The organism is Streptomyces sp. NPDC051555 (genome assembly GCF_044454405.1).
GTDB lineage: Bacteria > Actinomycetota > Actinomycetes > Streptomycetales > Streptomycetaceae > Streptomyces.
The window spans coordinates 108384-126947 of the sequence record NZ_JBITDP010000019.1; the positions used below are offsets into that span (position 1 = coordinate 108384).

The following is an 18564-nucleotide window of genomic DNA, read 5'->3' on the forward strand; positions in this document are numbered from 1 at the left end:
ACCGGTGCTCGTGCGCATGGCGAGCACACCGCGCGGGAAGACCGAAGCCCGGATCGACGCGGCCGACCCCGTCCCCGGCCTGCGCCTCCTGGCCGCCGACCCGCTGCTGCGCCAGGCCGTCGAGGTCGCCAGCGGCAGCCTCTCCCTCAGCCTCCAGCGCCTCGCCACCGACGAGGGCGCCGCCGCCCTCGGCCGCAAGCGGACCCTCAGCGCGGCCAGGACCCTCACCCGCTACGCCCGCCGGGCGGGCGGCCGGCCCACCCCCTTCGGCCTGTTCGCCGGCGTCTCCCGGGCCCGTTTCGGCCCGGCCACGGCCGTACGAACCCCCGGCCCCGGCCCCGGCCCCGGCCCCGGCCCCGGAGCGGTCGCGGTCCGGCTCGACGGGGCCTGGCTGCACCGGCGGGTGCGCGACTGGCTCGCGGTGCCCGAGGTGCGTCGGCGCACCGACGTGGTGCTGAGCGACCTGTGCGTGCGCCGCGACGGGCGGCTCGTGCGGCACACCGGCGAGCGGGAGGTCTCGGTCCAGGACAACGCGCTCGTCGCCGTCGTCCGCGAGGCCGCCGCCCGCCCGGTCCCGTACACCGACCTGCTCGACGCCCTGGTCGAGCGCTTCCCGACGGTCGGGGCGGAGCGCATCGACGGGCTGCTGGCCGGACTCGTCCAGCACGGCTTCCTGCTCACCTCCCTGACCCCGCACCGCATCGATGCCGCGCTCCTCGACCGGATCGAGGCCGCCGTGCGGGGCGCGGTCCCCGGCGCCGCCGAAGGGCTGCGCGCGGTTCGCGCCGCGGCCGCCGCGCACGAGGCGGACCGGCCCGGCGAGGGCCGCGCGTCCTGGCGGGCCCTGCTGGACGCCGTACGCGCCCTCGACGGACCGGGCGCCGCGGACGGCACGCGGGCGCGGGACGGGGCCGGGGCGCGGCCGCCCGTCCACGTCGACCTGCGGATGCCCGCCGAGCTCGTGCTGCCCGAGGCGATCGGCGAGGAAGTGCGCCGCTACGCCGCCGCGATCTGGGCGATGACCCCCCAGTGGACCAGCCTCGACCACATGCGGGACTACCGCGAGCGGTTCATCGAGCGTTACGGCACCGCCTGCGCCGTCCCGCTCGGCGACCTCGTCGACCCGCACCGCGGGCTCGGCCTGCCGCCCTCCTACGGAGCCCCCGCGCCCGCGCACCCGCGCGTCGGACCCGGTGAGGACGCCGACCGCCCGCGCCGCGCGGCGATCGCGGAACTGACCCAACAGGCCGTCCTCGACGGCGGTGACATCGAGCTCACCGACGCGGACGTGGCCCGACTGGCCGCCGCCGTCGGACACGACCCGGCGGCCCGCGCCCCGCGCACCCTCGAACTCTGCTTCCAGGTCCTCGCCGACAGCCAGGAGGCCCTCGACCGGGGCGAGTTCACCCTGCTCGGCAGCCCGCACATCGGCTCCTGGACGGCCGGTGCGACCGCGGGCCGCTTCGCCGCCGTCACCGGACTCACCGAAGAGCTGCGCGCGTTGGCGGCGGGCCCGGACGCCGACACCGGCCCGGACGGCCGTGCCGAGGCCGCCGACGAGCCGATCCTCGCGCAGGTCGACGTCATGCCGGGCGACCCGCGCTCCCTGAACATCGTGCAGGTCCCGCCGCTGCTGGAGCACCGGATCCCGATCGGCGTCGCCGACGACCGCGGCGACCCGCACTGCCTGGACTGGCGCACCCTCCTCGTCGCCGCCGGGGAGGACGGGCTGCGCCTGCTGCACGGGCCCACCGGCCGCCCGGTCGTCCCCGTCTTCCCGCACATGCTGGCCCTCGACGCCCAGGCCCCGCCCGTCGCCCGCTTCCTCAGCGACCTCGCCGCCGCCCGCCCGCGGGTGTGGTCCGGGTGGGACTGGGCCGGGCTCGACGTGCTCCCGTACCTCCCGAGCGTCCGCTACGGCCGCGTGATCACCGCCCCGCGCCGCTGGCTCGCCGGGCGCAGGCTGCTGGACGCGGCCCGCTCGTCCGACGACGCCGTGTGGGAGGAGGGGCTGCGCGACTGGCGGCGCCGGGGGCGGGTGCCCGACCGGATCCAGATCGCCCGCAACGACCAGATGTTCCCGGTCGACCTGAGCGAGCCCTGGGACCAGGGGCTGCTGCGCGCCGAACTGACCGCGAAGGAACCGCGGTTCCAGCTGTACGAGGACCTCACCGCCGGCGGCGCCGGGCTCGGCTGGAACTCCGGGCACGCCACCGAGATCGTCGTCCCGCTGGTACGGGCAGCCCGCGCCGCCGCGCCCCTCGCGCCCGACGGACCCGCGCCGCTCGCCCGTTCCGCCGTGCGCACCGCGCCCACCGCCGTCCACCTGCCCGGCGAGGACTGGCTCTCCCTCAAGCTGTACGCCGAGACGGGCGTCCACGACGCGCTGCTCGCCGACCACCTCCCGCGGCTGCTCGCCGAGGTCGACGAGGACGTCGACCGCTGGTTCTTCCTGCGCTACCGCGATCCCGACCCGCACCTGCGGATCCGGCTGCACGGCGACCCGGCGGCGCTGCACGCACGGGTGCTGCCCGCCGTGGCCCGGCACGTGCGCCGGCTGGTCGAGGCGGGCACCGTGCGGACGCTGGTCCTGGACACCTTCCGGCCCGAGACCGACCGCTACCTGGGCGCGGACGCCCAGGAGGCCGCCGAGGGGATCTTCCTGACGGACAGCCGGTCCGCGCTGATCCAGCTGCGGGCCCGGCGCGCCGGAGCGGCCGCCGTGCCGGACGAGGTCCTCGCCGCCGCCGGGCACGCGGTCCTGCTGGACTCCCTCGGCGGGTGGGACTGGTGCGCCTGGGCGGACCACATGTTCACCAAGGGCCCCGACCACGAGGTCTACCAGCGCCACCGCGCCCTCGCCGACGAGCTGGTCCGCCCCGGCGCGGCCCCCGGGGACACCGCCCGCCGGGTCGGCGAACGCCTGGGCGTCCCCGCCCTGACCGAGCTGTGGACGCAGTCCCCCGAACCGCGCGCCTTCGGCGCACTGCTGCTCGCCGCGCCCGAGGCCGACCGGGACGAGGCCGTGCTGTCCTTGCTGCACATGCGGCACAACCGGCTCTTCGGCATCGACCCGGCGGCGGAGGCCCGCGCCTACGCGGTACTGCGCGGAGCCGCCCGCACCCGACTCGCCACCCGCGCCCACGCGGACCGCACCGCACGATGAGCAGGAGCAGCCGATGACCACCACCGACAACGCCCGGCTGCGCGAGCGCGCAGGAGAGGTCTCGGAGCAGGTACTGGACCGGCTCGCCGACCCCGTCGCCACGATGGCCGCCACCCGGATCCCCGCCGAGGCCTCCGACGACGGCGAGCCCGAGGGGATCTGGGCCGAGCTGACCCTCGGCAGCGGCAGCCCGGGCCTGGCCATCGCCTTCAGCGGCGCCGCCCGCCCCGGCACCGACCGCACGGCCCGCGCGCACGGTTACCTGACGCTCGCGACCCGCGCCGCCGGTACCGGGGAGACCGTCCCGAGCGGCATCTTCAAGGGGCCCGGCGCCCTCGCCTTCGCCGTGCTGCTCGCCCACCGGGCCACCGGCGGCTACGTCTCCGTCCTCCAGAAGCTCGACGCGTACCAGCGCGGCCTGGTCCACACCGCGATGCCCGCCGTCCCGGAGGACTCCCCGCTGCCCACCATCGGCCACTACGAGGTGGTGCGCGGGATGACCGGCGTGGGCCGCTACCTGCTGGCCCGCGCCGAGACCTGCGGGGCGGAGCTGGAGTCCGTACTGGCCTACCTCGTCCGGCTGGCCGAGGGCGAGGTGGAGCACCGCGGCCACAAGGTGCCGCGCTGGTGGGCCCTGGACGCGCCGCGGATCGGCTCCGAGGCCAAGCTCCCCGACGGCCACCTCAACCTCGGGATCTCGCACGGGGTGGCGGGGCCGCTGGCGCTGCTGTCACTGGCCTGGAGCCAGGGCGTACGGGTCCCCGGGCAGCAGGACGCCATCGAGTCGGCCGCGGCCCTGCTCACCCGGTGGGTGGTGCGCGACGAGCACGGGACGTACTGGCCCCCGCACCTGAGCCTGTCCGACTACCTCGCCGGCCCCGACGCCTACGCCGTCCCCGCGGGCTGGCCGTCCTGGTGCTACGGCGCCCCCGGGGTCTCGCGCGCGCTGCAACTGGCCGGACTGGCGCTGGGCCGGGCGGACTGGACGGCCACGGCGCTGGGCTCGGTGGAGCGGATGCTGACGCTGCCCCCGGAGCGGTGGGGGATCAACGACAACGCGCTGTGCCACGGCTGGGCGGGCGCCCTGCACCAGCTCGGCCGACTGAACGAGCACGCCGGCGACCCCCGGATCCAGTCGGTCCGGGACGGCATCGCGGCCCGGCTCGTCGCGGACTTCGACCCGGAGCTGCCCTTCGGCTTCCGCTTCACGATGACGAAGGCGGCCTACGGCACGGACGTCTCGGGCTACCTGGACGGGGCCGCGGGCCTGGCGCTGGCCCTGGACGCGTACTCCACCGGGGGCGCGCCCTCGGGCTGGGACATGCCGCTGCTGCTCTCCTGACCGGGGTACCCCCCGAGGGACTGCGGACCGTACGGGTGATCTTGTCGGCGCGGCTGGACCGTGCTGCCCGGGACGCGGCCCAGGGGGCAGAGGCGAGTAAGCGTTTCTGCGGAGTGACGGACGCCCGCGCCGGTGGTGCCGCCGGTCGATCGGGCCGGGTGGGGAGTGCGGTTCAAGATCCTTCGGGGTGGCACCGATGGGAGAGGGGCCGTTCCCGCTTCGGAGGCGGCTCACCGCGCTGGTCTCTACCCGTCAGGGAGTTCCTTCCGTGCGCTTGTTCGCACGTGTGGCGACCGCCGCCGTCATCGCCCTGGCCCCGGTGGCCGCCGGTACGGCCTCTGCCGCCGCCCCGGAGCCGACTCCGGCCCCGCTGCTCACCGCTGCCAACCCGGTGCCCGGCTAGTACATCGTGACCCTGGAGAAGGGGGTGGACGCGGCGAAGGCCGCGAAGAAGCTGGGCCTGGATCCGTCGTTCGTCTACGGCTCCGCCCTGAACGGCTTCGCCGCCCCGCTGACCCCGCTCCAGCTGACGATCGTGCGCAACAGCCTGGGGGTGAAGTCGGTGGAGCAGGACGCCAAGGTGATGTCCACGCCGATGCCCGTCTCCTCGACCGGGACCCGGTCCCCGTCCGCGTCCTGGGGCCTGGACCGGATCAACCAGAAGGAACTGCCGCTCGACAACGACTTCAGCACCGAGGGGAACGGCGCGGGGGTGACCGCGTACGTCCTCGATACCGGCATCGACTACGCCCACGAGGAGTTCGGCGGGCGGGCCGTCTTCGGCTACGACGCCGTCGACGCCCTGGCCAAGGGGCAGGACTGCAACGGCCACGGCACGCACGTCGCGGGCACGCTCGGAGGCAAGACGTACGGGGTGGCGCGCAAGGTCAACCTGGTCAGCGTCCGTGTCCTCGGCTGCAACGGCGCGGGCGAGTATTCCGCGATGATCGCCGGACTGGACTGGGTGGCCAAGAACGCCAAGCAGCCCGCCGTCCTGAACGGCTCCCTGGGCGGTGACAAGTCCCAGGCCTTGAACGACGCTGCCAACGCCCTGTCCGAGTCCGGCGTGCTGCCGGTCATCGCCGCGGGCAACTCCTCGGTGGACGCCTGCTCCATCTCCCCGGCCTCCGCGTCCAAGGTGCTGACGGTCGCGGCCAGCAACCAGTACGACGAGGAGACCTCCTTCTCCAACTACGGCTCATGCGTCTCCGTCTACGCGCCCGGCGAGGCCATCGTCTCCGCGAAGCTCGGTGGCGGATCCATCGCCCTGGACGGCACCTCCATGGCAGCCCCGCACGTCGCCGGAGTCGCCGCCCTCTACAAGGCCGCCCACCCCAAGGCGGATCCGGGGGAGGTCGCGGAGTTCCTCGACGACGAGTCGACCAAGGACGCCTTGACGAGCGTCAGCAAGAGCGGCGCGAACAGGCTGCTGTTCACCGGCGGTCTCTGACCGGTCGCAGCGCCGGGAAGTGGACGGCCCGGCCCGCGCGCGGAACACCGCGCGCGGGCCGGGCCGCTCAGGCCCGCTGCTCCTGCGGGGTGGGCGCGGACGTGGGCGCGGCGGCGTCGGACGAGGTGACGACGCGGGTCGTGCGGGGCGGTGTACGGCGCTCCAGGCGCAGGGAGACGACGGCCAGCGCGATCGCGGTGACCGTCATGGCGGCGCCCGCCCAGGCGGTGGCGGCGAAGCCCCAGCCGGCGTCGATGACCGTACCGCCGAGCCAGGGGCCGCCGGTGTTGCCCAGGTTGAAGGCGGCCGTGGTGGTGGCCCCGGCCAGGGTGGGGGCGGCGCCCGCCACGTTGAACATGCGGGCGTTGAGCGCCGGGGCCGTGAAGAAGGCGGAGAAGCCGAGCAGGAACGCCAGGGCGATCGCGGCCACCTGCGCGGAGGCGAGCAGTGCGAGCGCGGTCAGGAAGACGGTGGAGGCGCTGATGCCCCACAGCAGCACCCCGAAGAGGTGCGCGTCGGCGACCCGGCCGCCCACGGTCGTACCGACGAGCGCGCCCACGCCGAAGAGGCCCAGGATCCACGGGACCCAGCCCGCGTCGAGCCCGGCGACGTCGGTGAGCAGCGGCGAGAGGTAGCTGAAGGCGCAGAAGACGCCGCCCGCGGCGAGCGCGGTGACGCCGATGGACAGCCAGACCTGGCGGTCTCGGTAGATGGCCAGCTCGCGCACCAGGCGGGGCTTCTCGTCGGGCAGCGGGATCGGCGGGATCAGCGCGAGGATGCCGACGAGGGCGATGGCGGAGGCGACGCCGACCGACCAGAAGGCGGAGCGCCAGCCGAGGTGCTCGCCGAGGAAGGCGCCGGCCGGGACGCCCAGGACGTTCGCGATGGACAGGCCGCCGATCATGACCGCCATCGCGCGGGCCCGCTGGTGCCGCTCGACCATGGCGATCGCGACGGCCGCGCCGACGGCCCAGAAGCCCGCGCAGGCGAGGGCGGAGACGATGCGGGAGGCGAAGAGCAGCTCGTAGGTCGGGGCGAGCGCGCCCGCGACCTGCCCGAGGCCGAAGAGGCTGATGAGGGAGACGAGGGTGGTGCGGCGGGGGAGGCGCAGGGTGGCCACGGCGAGCAGCGGGGCGCCGACGACCATGCCGATCGCGAAGGCGGATATGAGCAGGCCCGCCTGCGGGATGCTGACGCCCATGTCCTCGGCGATCGGTGGCAGCAGCCCGGACAGCATGAACTCGCTGGTCCCGAGGGCGAAGACGGAGAGGCCGAGGACGTAGACGGCGACGGGCATGCGGGTGCGTTCGGCTGCTGCGGGCATGACTTGCACCAACGACGCGGGGCGCTCCCGCATTCCCGGTGATTCCGTTTTGCGTGTTTTTATTCCTGATGGGCTGCTTGATCGAGACGGGCCGCCTCGGCGGCGAGGTTGGCGCGCGCCGGCGCCTCCCAGTGGTCGGCGCCGTACGGGGTGCGGAAGAGCCGCGGCAGGGCGAGGAGCTGGCGCAGTACGGCGACGCGGCCGGCGCGGAAGGTCTCGTCGGGGACGAAGCCGTACTCCTCGCGGACGGCGGCGGCGTAGGCGGCGTAGGCGTCCGGGGCGCCGGCCAGGACCGCGAGGTCCGCGTCGCAGAGCACCTCGCCGTCGGTGTCGCCGGGGGCCGGGTCGTGGGTGACGGTGAGCCGGACGAGCCGGGCGACCTCGGCGGTGCGGGCCGCGTCGATGCCGAGCTCGGGCAGGGCGCGCTCGGCGAGGGCGGCGCTGCGCTCCTCGTTCTCGGAGCGGTCGGGGCGGTAGACGGCGTCGTGGAACCAGGCGGCGAGGCGGACGGCGCTCGGGTCGGCGGCGTGTGCGGCCAGGGTGTCGACGTGGGCGAGCACGGCGGCCAGGTGCGCGGTGGAGTGGTAGCGGCGCTGGGGCTCGGCCCAGGCGGTCAGCAGCCGGTCGGCGTAGGGGGCGGGGTCGCGGTCGGCTCCGGCCCCGGTGGCGGTCCGGTGCCAGGCGGCGCGCAGGTCCTCGCCGGTGCCCTGCTGGGGCTGCGGTGTGTCGGAGTCCATGCCCACATTGTGCGGGTGGCGTGATTCCGCTGGTGAAGGGTGCCGGCGGAGCCGTACCCTGGACATTGGACTAGACCTATTTTCCATATCAGTCATACGAGCAGCAATCCGAAGGATGGGGTCAAATGAGCAACCGTGCGCTCCTGGAGGTGATCGCCCTCGACGCGGAGGACGCGGTCGCGGCCCAGGCCGGTGGGGCGGACCGTCTCGAACTGGTCACCGACATGGCGGCCGACGGGCTCACCCCGCCGCGCGAGACCTTCGCGGCGATCCGGGCGGCCGTGGACATCCCGCTGCGCGTGATGCTGCGGGCGGCGGACGGGTTCGCGGCGGGCGACGTCGAGGGGCTGCTCAAGGACGCGCGGGCGCTGCGGGCGGAGGGGGCGCAGGAGTTCGTGCTCGGCTTCCTGGACGCCGACGGGACCCCGGACCTCAAGGCCGTCGAGGCGCTGGTCGCGGAGCTGGACGGCTGCCGCTGGACCTTCCACCGGGCCATCGACCGGGCCGCGGACCGGGACGGGCTGCGCAAGGCGCTCGCGGACCTGCCGGGCCTGGACACCTACCTGACGGCGGGCGCCGCCGACGGGGTGGACGCCGGTCTGCCGACCCTGCTGGCGGAGGCCGCGCGGCGCGGCGAGCCGGGGTACGGGCCGCGGATCCTGGTCGGGGGCGGCCTGGGGCTGCACCACCTGCCGCGGCTGCGGGCGGCGGGCGTGGACGCCTTCCACATCGGCGGGGCGGCCCGCCCCCAGGGCTGGTCGGCGCCGGTCGACCCGGCCGCGGTGGCGCGGTGGCGCGAGGCGCTGGCCTGACGCCGCCCGCGGCGACCGGGACCGGGGAGCGCCCCGGGCCCGGTCGGGCCCCCGGTCGCCGCCACGGGATCAGGCGAGCACCTTCGCCTTGGCCCGGTCGAACTCCTCCTGGGTGATGTCGCCCTTCTCCTTCAGCGCGGAGAGCTTGTGCAGCTCGTCGGCCGCGCTGCCGTGGGCCCCGGCCCCGGCGCCGGTACCGGCCGCCTTCTGCACGTACTGGCGGAACGACTGCTCCGCCGCCTCGGCCTGCTTCACGTCCCGCTTGCCCATGCCCCGGCCGCGGACGACGAGATAGACGAAGACGCCGATGTACGGCAGCAGCAGCACGAGGACCAGCCAGCCGGCCTTGCCCCAGCCGTGCAGCTCGTGGTCGCGGAAGATGTCCGAGATCACCTTGAAGAGCAGGAAGAACCACATGACCCAGAGGAAGAGCCACAGCATGGTCCAGAAGAGGTTGAGCAGCGGATAGTCGTCCACGTCGCACTCCGAGGTCGTCCGCGGGTGGGCCGCCCCGGATGCGGGTCGGCCGGGCCGGAGCCCACGTCCGAGTCTCGACCCGCACCCCGCCACCCACCACGAGGACTAGCCCATCCGGGGTCCGCCCCCGAACGGCTCAGACCAGCGCCCCCGGCAACGCACCCGTGTGCAGGGCCGTCAGCCCCGAGACCGCACGCGTCAGGCAGACGTACAGCCGCCGCAACCCGGTCCGCTCGTCCGGCTCGCCCGTCACGATCGCCCCCGGCTCGTCCAGCACCACGTAGTCGTACTCCAGGCCCTTCGCCAACGACGCCGGCACCAGCGTCAACCGCGACTCGGCCGTGGTCTCCTCGCCCGGCGCCAAGTACGGCAGGTCGGCCGCGACCAGCGCCCCGCCCAGCTCCTCGATCCGCGCGTCCGCCGCGATCAGCCCGATCGACCCCTCGTGCACGAGCGCCTCCCGGCACGCCGCGACGACGGCCCCGGTCAGCTCCCCGGCGTCCACCTCGCGCACGTCCAGCGACCCCGGCGTCTCACGCACCGAGGACACGGGCGCCAGCCCGGGCGAGATCTGCGGCAGCAGCCGCGAGGCGTACGCGATCACCTCGCGCGGCACGCGGAAGCCGGCCGTCAGCTCCTCCAGCACCGCCTCCGGCTTGCCCAGGTGCCCCAGCGCCTCCGCCCAGCTCCGCGTGGCCCACGGCGTGGTCCCCTGGGCCAGGTCGCCCAGTACCGTCGCCGAGCCCGTCGTGCAGCGCCGCCCCACCGCCCGGTACTGCATCGGGGACAGGTCCTGCGCCTCGTCGAGGACGACGTGGCCGAGCGAGTGCGTGCGCTCCACCAGGTCGCCCGCCTCGTCGATCAGGACCAGGTCGGCCGGCGACCACTTCGCGGACTTCACGCTGCGGAAGGGCTTCGGCCACAGCAACAGCCGCTGCTCGTCCTCGTCGAGGATCCCGGCGGCGTGCTCCGCGAGGAACTCCGGGTCGGCGAGCAGCCGCAGCACCAGCTTCGCCGGGTCCACCGACGGCCACGTCTGCTTGACGACCGCCTTGACGGAGGGGTTGCGGGCCACCGCGTCCTGGACGCGGTCGTCGGGGGCCTCGCCCGCCTGTTCCATCCGGACGAGCACGGTGTGCGCGATGCGCTGCGGGAGCGCGTCGTGGGCGGCGCCGTAGCGGATGTCGCGGTTCTGGAGCTCTTCGACGATCTCGGCGAGTTCGTACGCCGGGACCCGCCAGCGGCGTGATCCGCGGACCACCATCAGCGGCTCGGTCGGCGGCGTGACGTGCGACCGCAGGGCCCGGCGCAGCACCTCCGCCATCCTGGCGTCGCCCTTGACCACGGCCGTGGCGGCCCCGTCCACGGCCCGGACCTCGGCCACGCCCGGGCGGGCCACCAGGTCGTCGACGGTCGCCTGCTTGACCTCCAGCTCGCCCAGGGCCGGCAGGACCTGCTCGATGTAGTGGAGGAAGGAACGGTTCGGCCCGATGACCAGGGTGCCGGTGCGGGCGAGCCGGTCGCGGTGCGCGTAGAGGAGGTAGGCGACGCGGTGCAGGCCGACGGCGGTCTTTCCGGTGCCGGGGCCGCCCTGGACGCAGACCGAGCCGCCGAGGCCGGACCGGACGATCTCGTCCTGCTCCGGCTGGATCGTGGCGACGATGTCGCGCATCGGACCGACGCGCGGGCGCTCGATCTCCTGCTGGAGGAGCTTGCTGACGGCGGAGGCCTCGGCGGGGTCGGAGAGGTGCTCGTCCTCGTACGCCGTCAGCTCGCCGCCCGTGTACCCGAAGCGGCGGCGCAGCCCGATGTCCTGCGGGTCGTTCTTCGAGGCGCGGTAGAAGGGCTGGGAGACGGGCGCGCGCCAGTCGATGACCATCGGGTCGCCGCCCGCGTCGTGGACGTGGCGGCGGCCGATGTAGAACTGCTCGCCCTCCGCGCCTTCGGCCAGGGACGCACCGGGCGCGTGGAGGTAGTTGAGGCGGCCGAAGAAGAGGGGCGTGTGGGCCAGGTCCGCGAGGGCCTTGATCCGGTCGTCGATCTGGGCCTGCAGGACGACGGCGTTGACCCAGTTCGCGGTGACGTCGCGGATGTCGAGGGATTCGACGTCCTCGCGCATGGCGCGCAGCGCGGAACGGGACGCGGCGAGGTGGGCCCGTTCGCGGGCGAGCGGGTCGACGGACGGCTCGACGGACGGCTCGGCGGACGGTTCGGCGGACGGTTCGGTGGACGTCTCGGCCGACGACGTGGAACTACCTGCGGACACGGAACTGCCTCCAGCTGCTGATCTCTGTGATCGGACCGTCCGGTTTCCGAGCGGACGGCGGCTCTCCCCGGCGGCGTGATGGATCGACGGCGGGAGGGGAGGCGGCAAGAGCGGAGATTGTAGTCAGCGCGGCGGCGCGGCGCGAACGGATTACCGGGGCCACCGGGTCGTGCGGCGGGGGGTAGTACGGGAGGGGGAGGAGGCTCCTACCTCCGGCAGAGTCCCTAGGGGATGCCATGCGTCGCGAGGAGGAGCTGGGAGGGGGCCCGGTTCCGCCCCCAGGGCGATGTGATGTCCGGGCCGGAAAAGGACCATGGGATACATGAGCACCGCCACCTTCACCCCGAGCCAGGGCCGCCACACTCGCGGCGCCACCACCACGACCCCCGCCGGCTCCGCCCCCGACGGCCACACCGCGAGAGCGGCCGCCCCCGCGCATCCCGGTCAGCGCCGCAAGGGCGGTCTGCTGCGGGCCGCGAAGATATTCGCCGGGACCGCCGTGAGCGTGGTCCTGCTCGGTGAGTACGCCGAGGACGCCGGCGTCGTACGCCGCTGACGCCCCCGGCTCCTGGCCCCCGGCCCCTCACCGTTCGGCCACGATCCGCTAGTCGGAAGCCAGCAGTTCGTCCGCGTCCATGATCCGGTAGGCGTAGCCCTGCTCGGCCAGGAAGCGCTGGCGGTGGGCCGCGTAGTCCTGGTCGATCGTGTCCCGGGCCACCACCGAGTAGAAGCGCGCCTCGTGACCGTCCGCCTTCGGGCGCAGCACACGGCCCAGGCGCTGTGCCTCCTCCTGGCGGGAGCCGAAGGTGCCCGACACCTGGATGGCCACCGTCGCCTCCGGCAGGTCGATCGAGAAGTTCGCGACCTTCGACACGACCAGCACGCTGATCTCGCCCTCGCGGAAGGCGTTGAACAGCTTCTCCCGCTGCGCGTTCGAGGTCTCGCCCTTGATGACGGGCGCGTCCAGGTGCTCGCCCAGCTCGTCGAGCTGATCGATGTACTGGCCGATGACCAGCGTCTGCTCGCCCTTGTGCTTGCGCACCAACGCCTCGGTGACCTTCCGCTTCGTCGCGGTCGTCGCGCAGAAGCGGTACTTCTCCTCCGTCTCGGCCGTCGCGTAGGCGAGCCGCTCGCTCTCGGTGAGATTGACCCGCACCTCGACGCAGTCGGCCGGCGCGATGTATCCCTGCGCCTCGATCTCTTTCCACGGCGCGTCGAAGCGCTTGGGGCCGATCAGCGAGAAGACGTCCGACTCGCGGCCGTCCTCGCGCACGAGCGTCGCGGTCAGCCCGAGCCGCCGCCGGGCCTGCAGGTCCGCCGTGAACTTGAAGACCGGCGCGGGCAGCAGGTGCACCTCGTCGTAGACGATCAGGCCCCAGTCCCGGGAGTCGAAGAGCTCCAGGTGCGGATAGATGCCCTTCCGCTTCGTCGTCAGGACCTGGTACGTCGCGATCGTGACCGGGCGGATCTCCTTGCGGGTGCCCGAGTACTCGCCGATCTCCTCCTCGGTGAGCGAGGTCCGCTTGATCAGCTCGTGCTTCCACTGACGGGCCGAGACGGTGTTCGTGACCAGGATCAGCGTGGTCGCCTTGGCCTGTGCCATGGCCCCGGCGCCCACCAGCGTCTTGCCCGCGCCGCAGGGCAGCACGACCACGCCCGAACCGCCGTGCCAGAAGCCCTCGACGGCCTGCTGCTGGTAGGGGCGCAGCGCCCAGCCGTCCTCGGCCAGCTCGATCGGGTGCGCCTCGCCGTCGACGTAACCGGCGAGGTCCTCGGCGGGCCAGCCCAGCTTGAGCAGGGTCTGCTTGATCTGCCCGCGCTCGGAGGGGTGCACGGCGACCGTGTCGGCGTCGAGCCGTGCGCCGACGAGCGGGGCGACCTTCTTGGAGCGCAGGATCTCCTCCAGCACCGGCCGGTCCGTGCTGGTCAGGACCAGCCCGTGCACGGGGTGCTTGCTGAGGGTGAGCCGCCCGTAGCGGGCCATCGTCTCGGCGACGTCGACGAGCAGCGCGTGCGGCACCGGATAGCGGGAGAACTCGACGAGCGCGTCCACGACCTGCTCGGCGTCGTGCCCGGCGGCCCGGGCGTTCCACAGCCCGAGCGGGGTGATCCGGTAGGTGTGGATGTGCTCGGGGGCCCGCTCCAGCTCGGCGAAGGGCGCGATCGCCCGCCGCGCGGCGGCGGACAGCTCGTGGTCGACCTCCAGCAGGAGGGTCTTGTCACTCTGGACGATCAGAGGCCCGTTCAAGAGCGTCCCTTTCCGGCGGTGTGGCCGTCCGGGCGCGGACGGCCAAACCTCCAGTCTGCCGCATCCCCCGCCGGCTGTGGGGGTCCCGCAGGAAGGCTCAGGCGCCCAGATGGGGCAACGGAGGTGCGGGGTAGGGGGTTTCGGCCGGGAGGAGGGCGCGGGCCGCGGTGTCGTCACCGGCCCGGACCAGGGCGTGGACCTCGTGGGCCAGCGGGGTGACGTCGCGGATGGAGAGCGTCCACTCGTCGGCGTAGGCGCGGGAGGTGGATCCGGACAGGCCCAGTTGCAGGGACCGGTGGGGCAGCGCGTTCAGGTGGAGGTCGCGTTCGGGGTCCCACTGGACGCGGGCCGGGGCGGCGCGCAGTGCGTGGCGCCAGGTGGTGCGGTCGGGATGGACGCCGGACGCGTAGTGGGACAGGCAGGCGTGGCGCAGCGCGTGGTCGAAGCCGGCCCGGGTGATCTCGACGGCCAGGACCGTCTCCTGGCCCTCCTTGGTCCCCCAGCCGCAGCGGTACATCATCCACAGGAACGACGGCTTGATCCACGTCATCCGGTCCCGCTTCCAGTCGGGCGGGAACCGCCCGTCGCGGGCGGCCGGGAGGCCCAGTCGCGGGGAGTACGCCTGGTAGACGGTGATCGTGTCGGCGGTGTGCGCCGCCCGGATCCGGCGGGACGGTTCTGTGGACATGCCCCAGGATCACCGCCCGCCGACCCGCCCGGCCACCGGTTTTCCCGGCCGTACCCGCTTCTGTTCGTTGCGGCGGACGGCTCACACCTGGTCGTCGGCCAGTTCCGCCACGCCCGTGACCCGGTGCAGGGCGTACGTGCGGACCTCGTCCGCGGTGTGGTCGTAGCCGGTGACGTAGCCGCCCTCGACCCGGACCGGTGCGATCACGCGCTGGCTGGCCGCGCCGTCCGCGTTCACGTACCCGATCCACACCGCCGACCCGGTCAGCGCCGCCGCCTGCACGGTCGCCAGGGTCTCGGCCGCGCTGGTGCGCGGCAGCTCGCCGGGCTGGGGAGCGGCCCCCGTGCTCGAAGCGCTCTGCACGGTCTCCTTGCGCACCGCCGTCGCCGCCAGGTCGCCCGCGCGGATCGCCCGTACCGCCGCGCCCAGCAGCGTCGCGTCGGGCACCGGCGGCCCGTCCGGCACCGGGACGGGCGCGGCGCGGCGCGGGGTGCGGTGCGTGTCGGCCCGCGACACCAGCACGTCACCGGTGCGCGACTCCGCGGCCGGGGCGTAGCCCATCGCCCGCAGCCCGTCGAGCAGCGCGCCCGGCTCGGCCTGCGCGGCCAGGACGGTCGGCGCGAGCCGGCGCAGCCCGAGCCCGGCCGAACGCTTGTCGACGAGGAGCTCGCCGAGCACCGCGTCGTCGTCGCAGCGCACGTACGAGGAGGCCGTGCCCACGCGCAGGTGCCCGTGCCGCCGGGCCACGTCGTCGATCAGGTAGGTCAGCGGCTGCGGCACCGGCGTGCGGCTGTGCTCGACCAGGAAGGAGTGCAGGTCGGAGGCGGTCCGCCCGGCGTCCAGGGCGCGGCGTACGGAGCCGGGTGTGAAGCGGTACACCGTCGCCCCGCCCTTGGACTCCACGTCGGCGAGCACGGCCAGTACGTCCCCGAGCGGCCGCCGCAGCGGGCCCGGCGCGACGGCCGTCAGGTCGGCCTGGAGCAGTACGTGGTCCACCGGTTCCGGCAGCAGCGGCGCCAGCAGCGGCCCCGGGTCCTGGTGCGCGAGCAGCGCCCGGCCGGGGCCCGAGAGCGCCCCGCGCCCGGTCACGCCGAGCAGCTCCGCCTCGTCCAGGGTCCAGCGCGCGAGCCGGGCCCGCAGCTCGCTGGTGCCGCGCACCGGGCGCTCCCAGGCGAGGCGGGCGAGCAGGTCCGCCGGATCGGCGGAGCCGCCCTCGGGCAGCGCGCCGAGCAGTTCCAGGACCCGGCGGCGCACCTCGGGGGCGGCGCTGCGGTCCAGGTCGGGGCCGAGGACGGACAGGGTGCGGCCCTTGGCGTCCTGTTCCCCGGCCAGCGCGGCCGTCCGGGTGGCGGGGAGCCAGGCGACGGCGAGCGCCGACCACCGCTCGGCGGGCGGGAGTTCGACCCAGGTGTCGAAGGCGGGGGTCGGCGCGTACCGCTCGTCGGCCTCGCCGTCGCTGGCCAACAGGGCCGCTGCGTAGGCGAGTTCGATCCAGAACGCGGCGAGGGCCTCGGTGGTGTCCAGGGCGGTGGCGGCCCGCTTGAGGTCGCGCACGGCGAGGCCGCCGGCGCGCAGCACGGCGGGGCCGGTGTGTTCCCAGTGCTTGACGAGCTCCTCGACGGTGGACAGCGCGGCGAGCGCCTGCCCGGCCGCGTTCGCGTCCACGAGCGGCGGACGGTGCTCGCGCGCGGCGGCCACCGTCGGGGCCACGGGTTCCACCGTCCGGTGGGCCGACCCGCCGCGCAGGTGCAGGGCGACCTCGCGCGGCAGGACGACCGTACGCGTCGAGGCGGGCAGCAGCAGCCCGCGGTCGCGCAACCAGCGCACGGGCGGCGTCGGGTTGGCGGTCACCTCCCCGTACGGCGGCCCCCACACCAGCCGGCCCAGCACCTGGTGGGCTTCGGCGGGCGCCTCGTCGAGCAGCGCCGACATCCGCGACCCGTCGGTGAACAGGGCGGTCAGCGCGGACACCGCGGACACCGGGTCGTGGGTGGCGGGCAGTCCGGCGGCCAGCACGATCTCCTGGACCCGGCCCGGGGACATGCCCGCGGTCGCCTCGGCGACGGTCGGGCCGAGCCCGGTGGCGGAGGGGCGGGAGGCGGACGGGGCCAGCAACTCGCGTGCGGTGCGCACCAGTCGAAGCGCGTCGTCCCCGCCCCACAGGAGGGCCTGGTCGCGCAGGGTCCGCAGGGCCCCGGGCAGCGCGGCCCGCACGGCGTCGGCGAGCGGCGCGCGGTCGTCCTCGCCGCCCGGGGCCGTACCGGTGAGCAGGGCCTCCAGCACCGGGTACGGGCACGGGTCCGGGGCCACCGCCAGCGCTTCCGCGCACTGGAGGGCGAAGCGGTCCAGGTGTTCCAGGGCGCGCACCACCGACGCGCGGGTCCCGGCCCGGGTCGCCAGTTGGGTGACGTCGCCGGGCACCGGGTTCAGCAGGTCCGGCCGGGCGCGCAGCAGTGCGGCGAGCGCGGTGTCGTCGCGGGCGCGCAGCGCCTCGGCCAGGGAACGCGGAGCGGTCCCTGCGGTGCTTGCCTCGGGCACGGTCGCCTCCTGGTCGCGTCGGCCGGTCGTCGGCCGGTCCCCATCCGGTCCACGTTATCCGCTGCGTGGGCGGCCGCTCCACGGGCGCACGCGCTACCTTTCGACGAGGTGGTACGGGAGGAGCCGGGGCGTGGGGATCGAGAGCGACCATCTGGTCTACGAATATCTGAGCCGGGTCGGCGACTTGGCCCAGCGGCGCCAGCTGGCGTCGGGCGACCGGATGCGGCTGGTGACGGGCCTGCGGGACGAGATCGACCGGCGCCGCGCCAAGTACGACCCGGACACCCCGGCCGCCGTGCGCCGCATCCTCGAACGGATCGGCAGCCCGGAGGAGATCCTCGACGCGCTGGCGGCTGGCCGTGACCCGGCGCCGGCCCCGGCCCGGACTCCTGCCCCGGCTCCGGCTCCGACTCCGCGGGGCGTGCCCGTCCAGCGGGGGCCGGGGCGGCTGCTCGGCCGCAAGCCCGTGCCGCCGCCGCGGCCCGCGGAGCCGACGGCCGCCGCGCCGGTCGGGCCCGCGTCGCCGCACCTGGCCGGGATGGACGAACTCGGCCCCGACGGGGGCGGGTCGGCCGAGCCCGACTGGTGGCGGGTCGGGCCGGGCCGCTACGGCGCCGGTCCGCAGGTCGAGGGGTTCGCGGGCGGCATCGAGATGCCGGATCTGCCGGACCTCTTCAAGGTCCCGGCGGAGGAGGACGAGGCGGCCGAGGCCGCCGCGACCGGGGCGGCGGGTACGGGCGGATCGCGAGGCCGGGCCGCGGTACGGGCGCTGCGCGAGCGGCGTCGGCGGCGCAAGGAGGCGGCGGCGGCCGCGGCGGCGCCGGGCGAGGGGGAGGGGCGCGCGGTCGTCTCCGGGAACCCGAGACCGCACGCGTTCCTGTTGCTCGCGGCGCTGCTGCTGGCGGTCGGTGCGGTCACCGGGTACTGGGTGCTGCTCGGGTTCGGCTGGCTGGTGGCCTACCTCTCGCGGGTGCTCGGGCCCGCCGAGAAGAAGTGGGTGGTGTTCGGGCTGCCGGGGGTGGTGTTCGCGGGTGCGGTGGTGTGGGTGTGGGGGCGGATGAACGGCCACTGGGGTGACCCGATCGTCGACGGCCACCTCGGCGAGGCCTTCCAGGGGATGTGGCCCTGGCTGGTCCGCGGGGCCGCCGTCGCCTCGGCCCTCCACCTGGCCTGGCGAGCCCGCCGCCGCTGACCCGCCCGGGCCCGCGCCTCAAACGCCGGCGGGGCTGTCAGGGGCAAGGTCGGCCCGCCGAGTTCAGCCTGCCCGGCGTTTGAGGGCCCGCCGGAGGCGCGCGATGGGGGCGGGGCTGCGCCGGGCCCCCGGGGCTCCGCCCCGGACCCCGCGCCTCAAACGCCGGCGGGGCTGAAATTCCAGCCTGCCCGGTGCCGCTGGCCCGGCAAATCCAGCCTGCCCGGCGTTTGAGGGCCCGCCGGAGGCACGTGGTGGGGGCGGGGCTGCGCCGGGCCCCCGGGGCTCCGCCCCGGACCCCGCGCCTCAAACGCCGGCGGGGCTGGG

14 protein-coding genes are annotated in these 18564 nt (G+C 75.1%); 7 read left to right on the forward strand and 7 right to left on the reverse strand.

Features of this window, described 5'->3' with window-relative positions:
• Positions 1-16 precede the first annotated feature (16 nt).
• The 4 genes from ACIBEA_RS31720 to ACIBEA_RS31735 all read left to right on the forward strand — a co-directional run bounded on the left by ACIBEA_RS31720 (position 17) and on the right by ACIBEA_RS31735 (position 5958).
• A complete protein-coding gene (locus ACIBEA_RS31720; RefSeq protein WP_399266682.1) occupies positions 17-3166 on the forward strand; it encodes a lantibiotic dehydratase in 3150 nt (1049 codons plus the stop codon).
• A 13-nt stretch (positions 3167-3179) separates the two neighbouring features.
• Entirely contained in the window at positions 3180-4508 is a 1329-nt protein-coding gene (locus ACIBEA_RS31725) for a lanthionine synthetase C family protein (RefSeq protein WP_399266632.1), read from the forward strand.
• A 268-nt stretch (positions 4509-4776) separates the two neighbouring features.
• Entirely contained in the window at positions 4777-4911 is a 135-nt protein-coding gene (locus tag ACIBEA_RS31730; protein WP_399266633.1) for a hypothetical protein, read from the forward strand.
• 6 nt (positions 4912-4917) lie between these two features.
• A complete protein-coding gene (locus ACIBEA_RS31735; RefSeq protein ID WP_399266634.1) occupies positions 4918-5958 on the forward strand; it encodes a S8 family serine peptidase in 1041 nt (346 codons plus the stop codon).
• A gap of 67 nt (positions 5959-6025) precedes the next feature.
• On the opposite strand, the gene ACIBEA_RS31740 is transcribed toward ACIBEA_RS31735, so the two are convergent.
• Together ACIBEA_RS31740 and ACIBEA_RS31745 are read right to left on the reverse strand one after the other, a co-directional pair.
• Positions 6026-7255: a Cmx/CmrA family chloramphenicol efflux MFS transporter gene (locus tag ACIBEA_RS31740; protein WP_399266683.1), complete on the reverse strand. Its 1230-nt coding sequence runs from the start codon at positions 7253-7255 to the stop codon at positions 6026-6028.
• An 86-nt stretch (positions 7256-7341) separates the two neighbouring features.
• Positions 7342-8019 carry a hypothetical protein gene (locus tag ACIBEA_RS31745; RefSeq protein WP_399266635.1) on the reverse strand — a complete coding sequence of 226 codons (678 nt, stop codon included), beginning with the start codon at positions 8017-8019 and terminating at the stop codon, positions 7342-7344.
• Between the two features lie 125 nt (positions 8020-8144).
• Here ACIBEA_RS31745 and ACIBEA_RS31750 point away from each other — a divergent pair, with 125 nt between their 5' ends.
• A complete protein-coding gene (locus tag ACIBEA_RS31750; protein WP_399266636.1) occupies positions 8145-8831 on the forward strand; it encodes a copper homeostasis protein CutC in 687 nt (228 codons plus the stop codon).
• Positions 8832-8900: 69 nt separating this feature from the next.
• Here the strand turns inward: ACIBEA_RS31750 and ACIBEA_RS31755 are convergent, their stop codons facing one another.
• Both ACIBEA_RS31755 and ACIBEA_RS31760 read right to left on the reverse strand, forming a co-directional pair.
• Positions 8901-9308, reverse strand: coding sequence for an SHOCT domain-containing protein (locus ACIBEA_RS31755; protein WP_399266637.1), 408 nt, complete (start codon positions 9306-9308; stop codon positions 8901-8903).
• A gap of 136 nt (positions 9309-9444) precedes the next feature.
• Complete coding sequence (locus ACIBEA_RS31760) at positions 9445-11427, reverse strand: HelD family protein (protein ID WP_399266684.1); 1983 nt, start codon at positions 11425-11427, stop codon at positions 9445-9447.
• A 469-nt stretch (positions 11428-11896) separates the two neighbouring features.
• Here ACIBEA_RS31760 and ACIBEA_RS31765 point away from each other — a divergent pair, with 469 nt between their 5' ends.
• Complete coding sequence (locus ACIBEA_RS31765) at positions 11897-12130, forward strand: hypothetical protein (protein ID WP_399266638.1); 234 nt, start codon at positions 11897-11899, stop codon at positions 12128-12130.
• Positions 12131-12178: 48 nt separating this feature from the next.
• Here the strand turns inward: ACIBEA_RS31765 and ACIBEA_RS31770 are convergent, their stop codons facing one another.
• The 3 genes from ACIBEA_RS31770 to ACIBEA_RS31780 all read right to left on the reverse strand — a co-directional run bounded on the left by ACIBEA_RS31770 (position 12179) and on the right by ACIBEA_RS31780 (position 17048).
• Complete coding sequence (locus ACIBEA_RS31770; RefSeq protein WP_399266639.1) at positions 12179-13822, reverse strand: DNA repair helicase XPB; 1644 nt, start codon at positions 13820-13822, stop codon at positions 12179-12181.
• A gap of 97 nt (positions 13823-13919) precedes the next feature.
• Positions 13920-14510, reverse strand: coding sequence for a DUF4291 domain-containing protein (locus ACIBEA_RS31775; protein ID WP_399266641.1), 591 nt, complete (start codon positions 14508-14510; stop codon positions 13920-13922).
• Between the two features lie 81 nt (positions 14511-14591).
• The gene (locus tag ACIBEA_RS31780; protein ID WP_399266642.1) at positions 14592-17048 is read right to left on the reverse strand and encodes a helicase C-terminal domain-containing protein; all 2457 of its coding nucleotides are present in this window, start codon (positions 17046-17048) and stop codon (positions 14592-14594) included.
• Positions 17049-17178: 130 nt separating this feature from the next.
• Between ACIBEA_RS31780 and ACIBEA_RS31785 the strand changes: the two genes are divergently transcribed.
• The gene (locus ACIBEA_RS31785) at positions 17179-18240 is read left to right on the forward strand and encodes a hypothetical protein (protein WP_399266643.1); all 1062 of its coding nucleotides are present in this window, start codon (positions 17179-17181) and stop codon (positions 18238-18240) included.
• The last annotated feature ends 324 nt before the right edge of the window (positions 18241-18564 follow it).

What these genes read in the sequence shown, in the direction of transcription:
- ACIBEA_RS31775 (WP_399266641.1), bottom strand. Translation starts at nt 14,510, where the DNA reads ATGTCCACAGAACCGTCCCGCCGGATCCGGGCGGCGCACACCGCCGAC.
- ACIBEA_RS31760 (WP_399266684.1), bottom strand. Translation starts at nt 11,427, where the DNA reads ATGCGCGAGGACGTCGAATCCCTCGACATCCGCGACGTCACCGCGAAC.
- ACIBEA_RS31745 (WP_399266635.1), bottom strand. Translation starts at nt 8,019, where the DNA reads ATGGACTCCGACACACCGCAGCCCCAGCAGGGCACCGGCGAGGACCTG.
- ACIBEA_RS31750 (WP_399266636.1), top strand. Translation starts at nt 8,145, where the DNA reads ATGAGCAACCGTGCGCTCCTGGAGGTGATCGCCCTCGACGCGGAGGAC.
- ACIBEA_RS31765 (WP_399266638.1), top strand. Translation starts at nt 11,897, where the DNA reads ATGAGCACCGCCACCTTCACCCCGAGCCAGGGCCGCCACACTCGCGGC.
- ACIBEA_RS31720 (WP_399266682.1), top strand. Translation starts at nt 17, where the DNA reads ATGGCGAGCACACCGCGCGGGAAGACCGAAGCCCGGATCGACGCGGCC.
- ACIBEA_RS31725 (WP_399266632.1), top strand. Translation starts at nt 3,180, where the DNA reads ATGACCACCACCGACAACGCCCGGCTGCGCGAGCGCGCAGGAGAGGTC.
- ACIBEA_RS31740 (WP_399266683.1), bottom strand. Translation starts at nt 7,255, where the DNA reads ATGCCCGTCGCCGTCTACGTCCTCGGCCTCTCCGTCTTCGCCCTCGGG.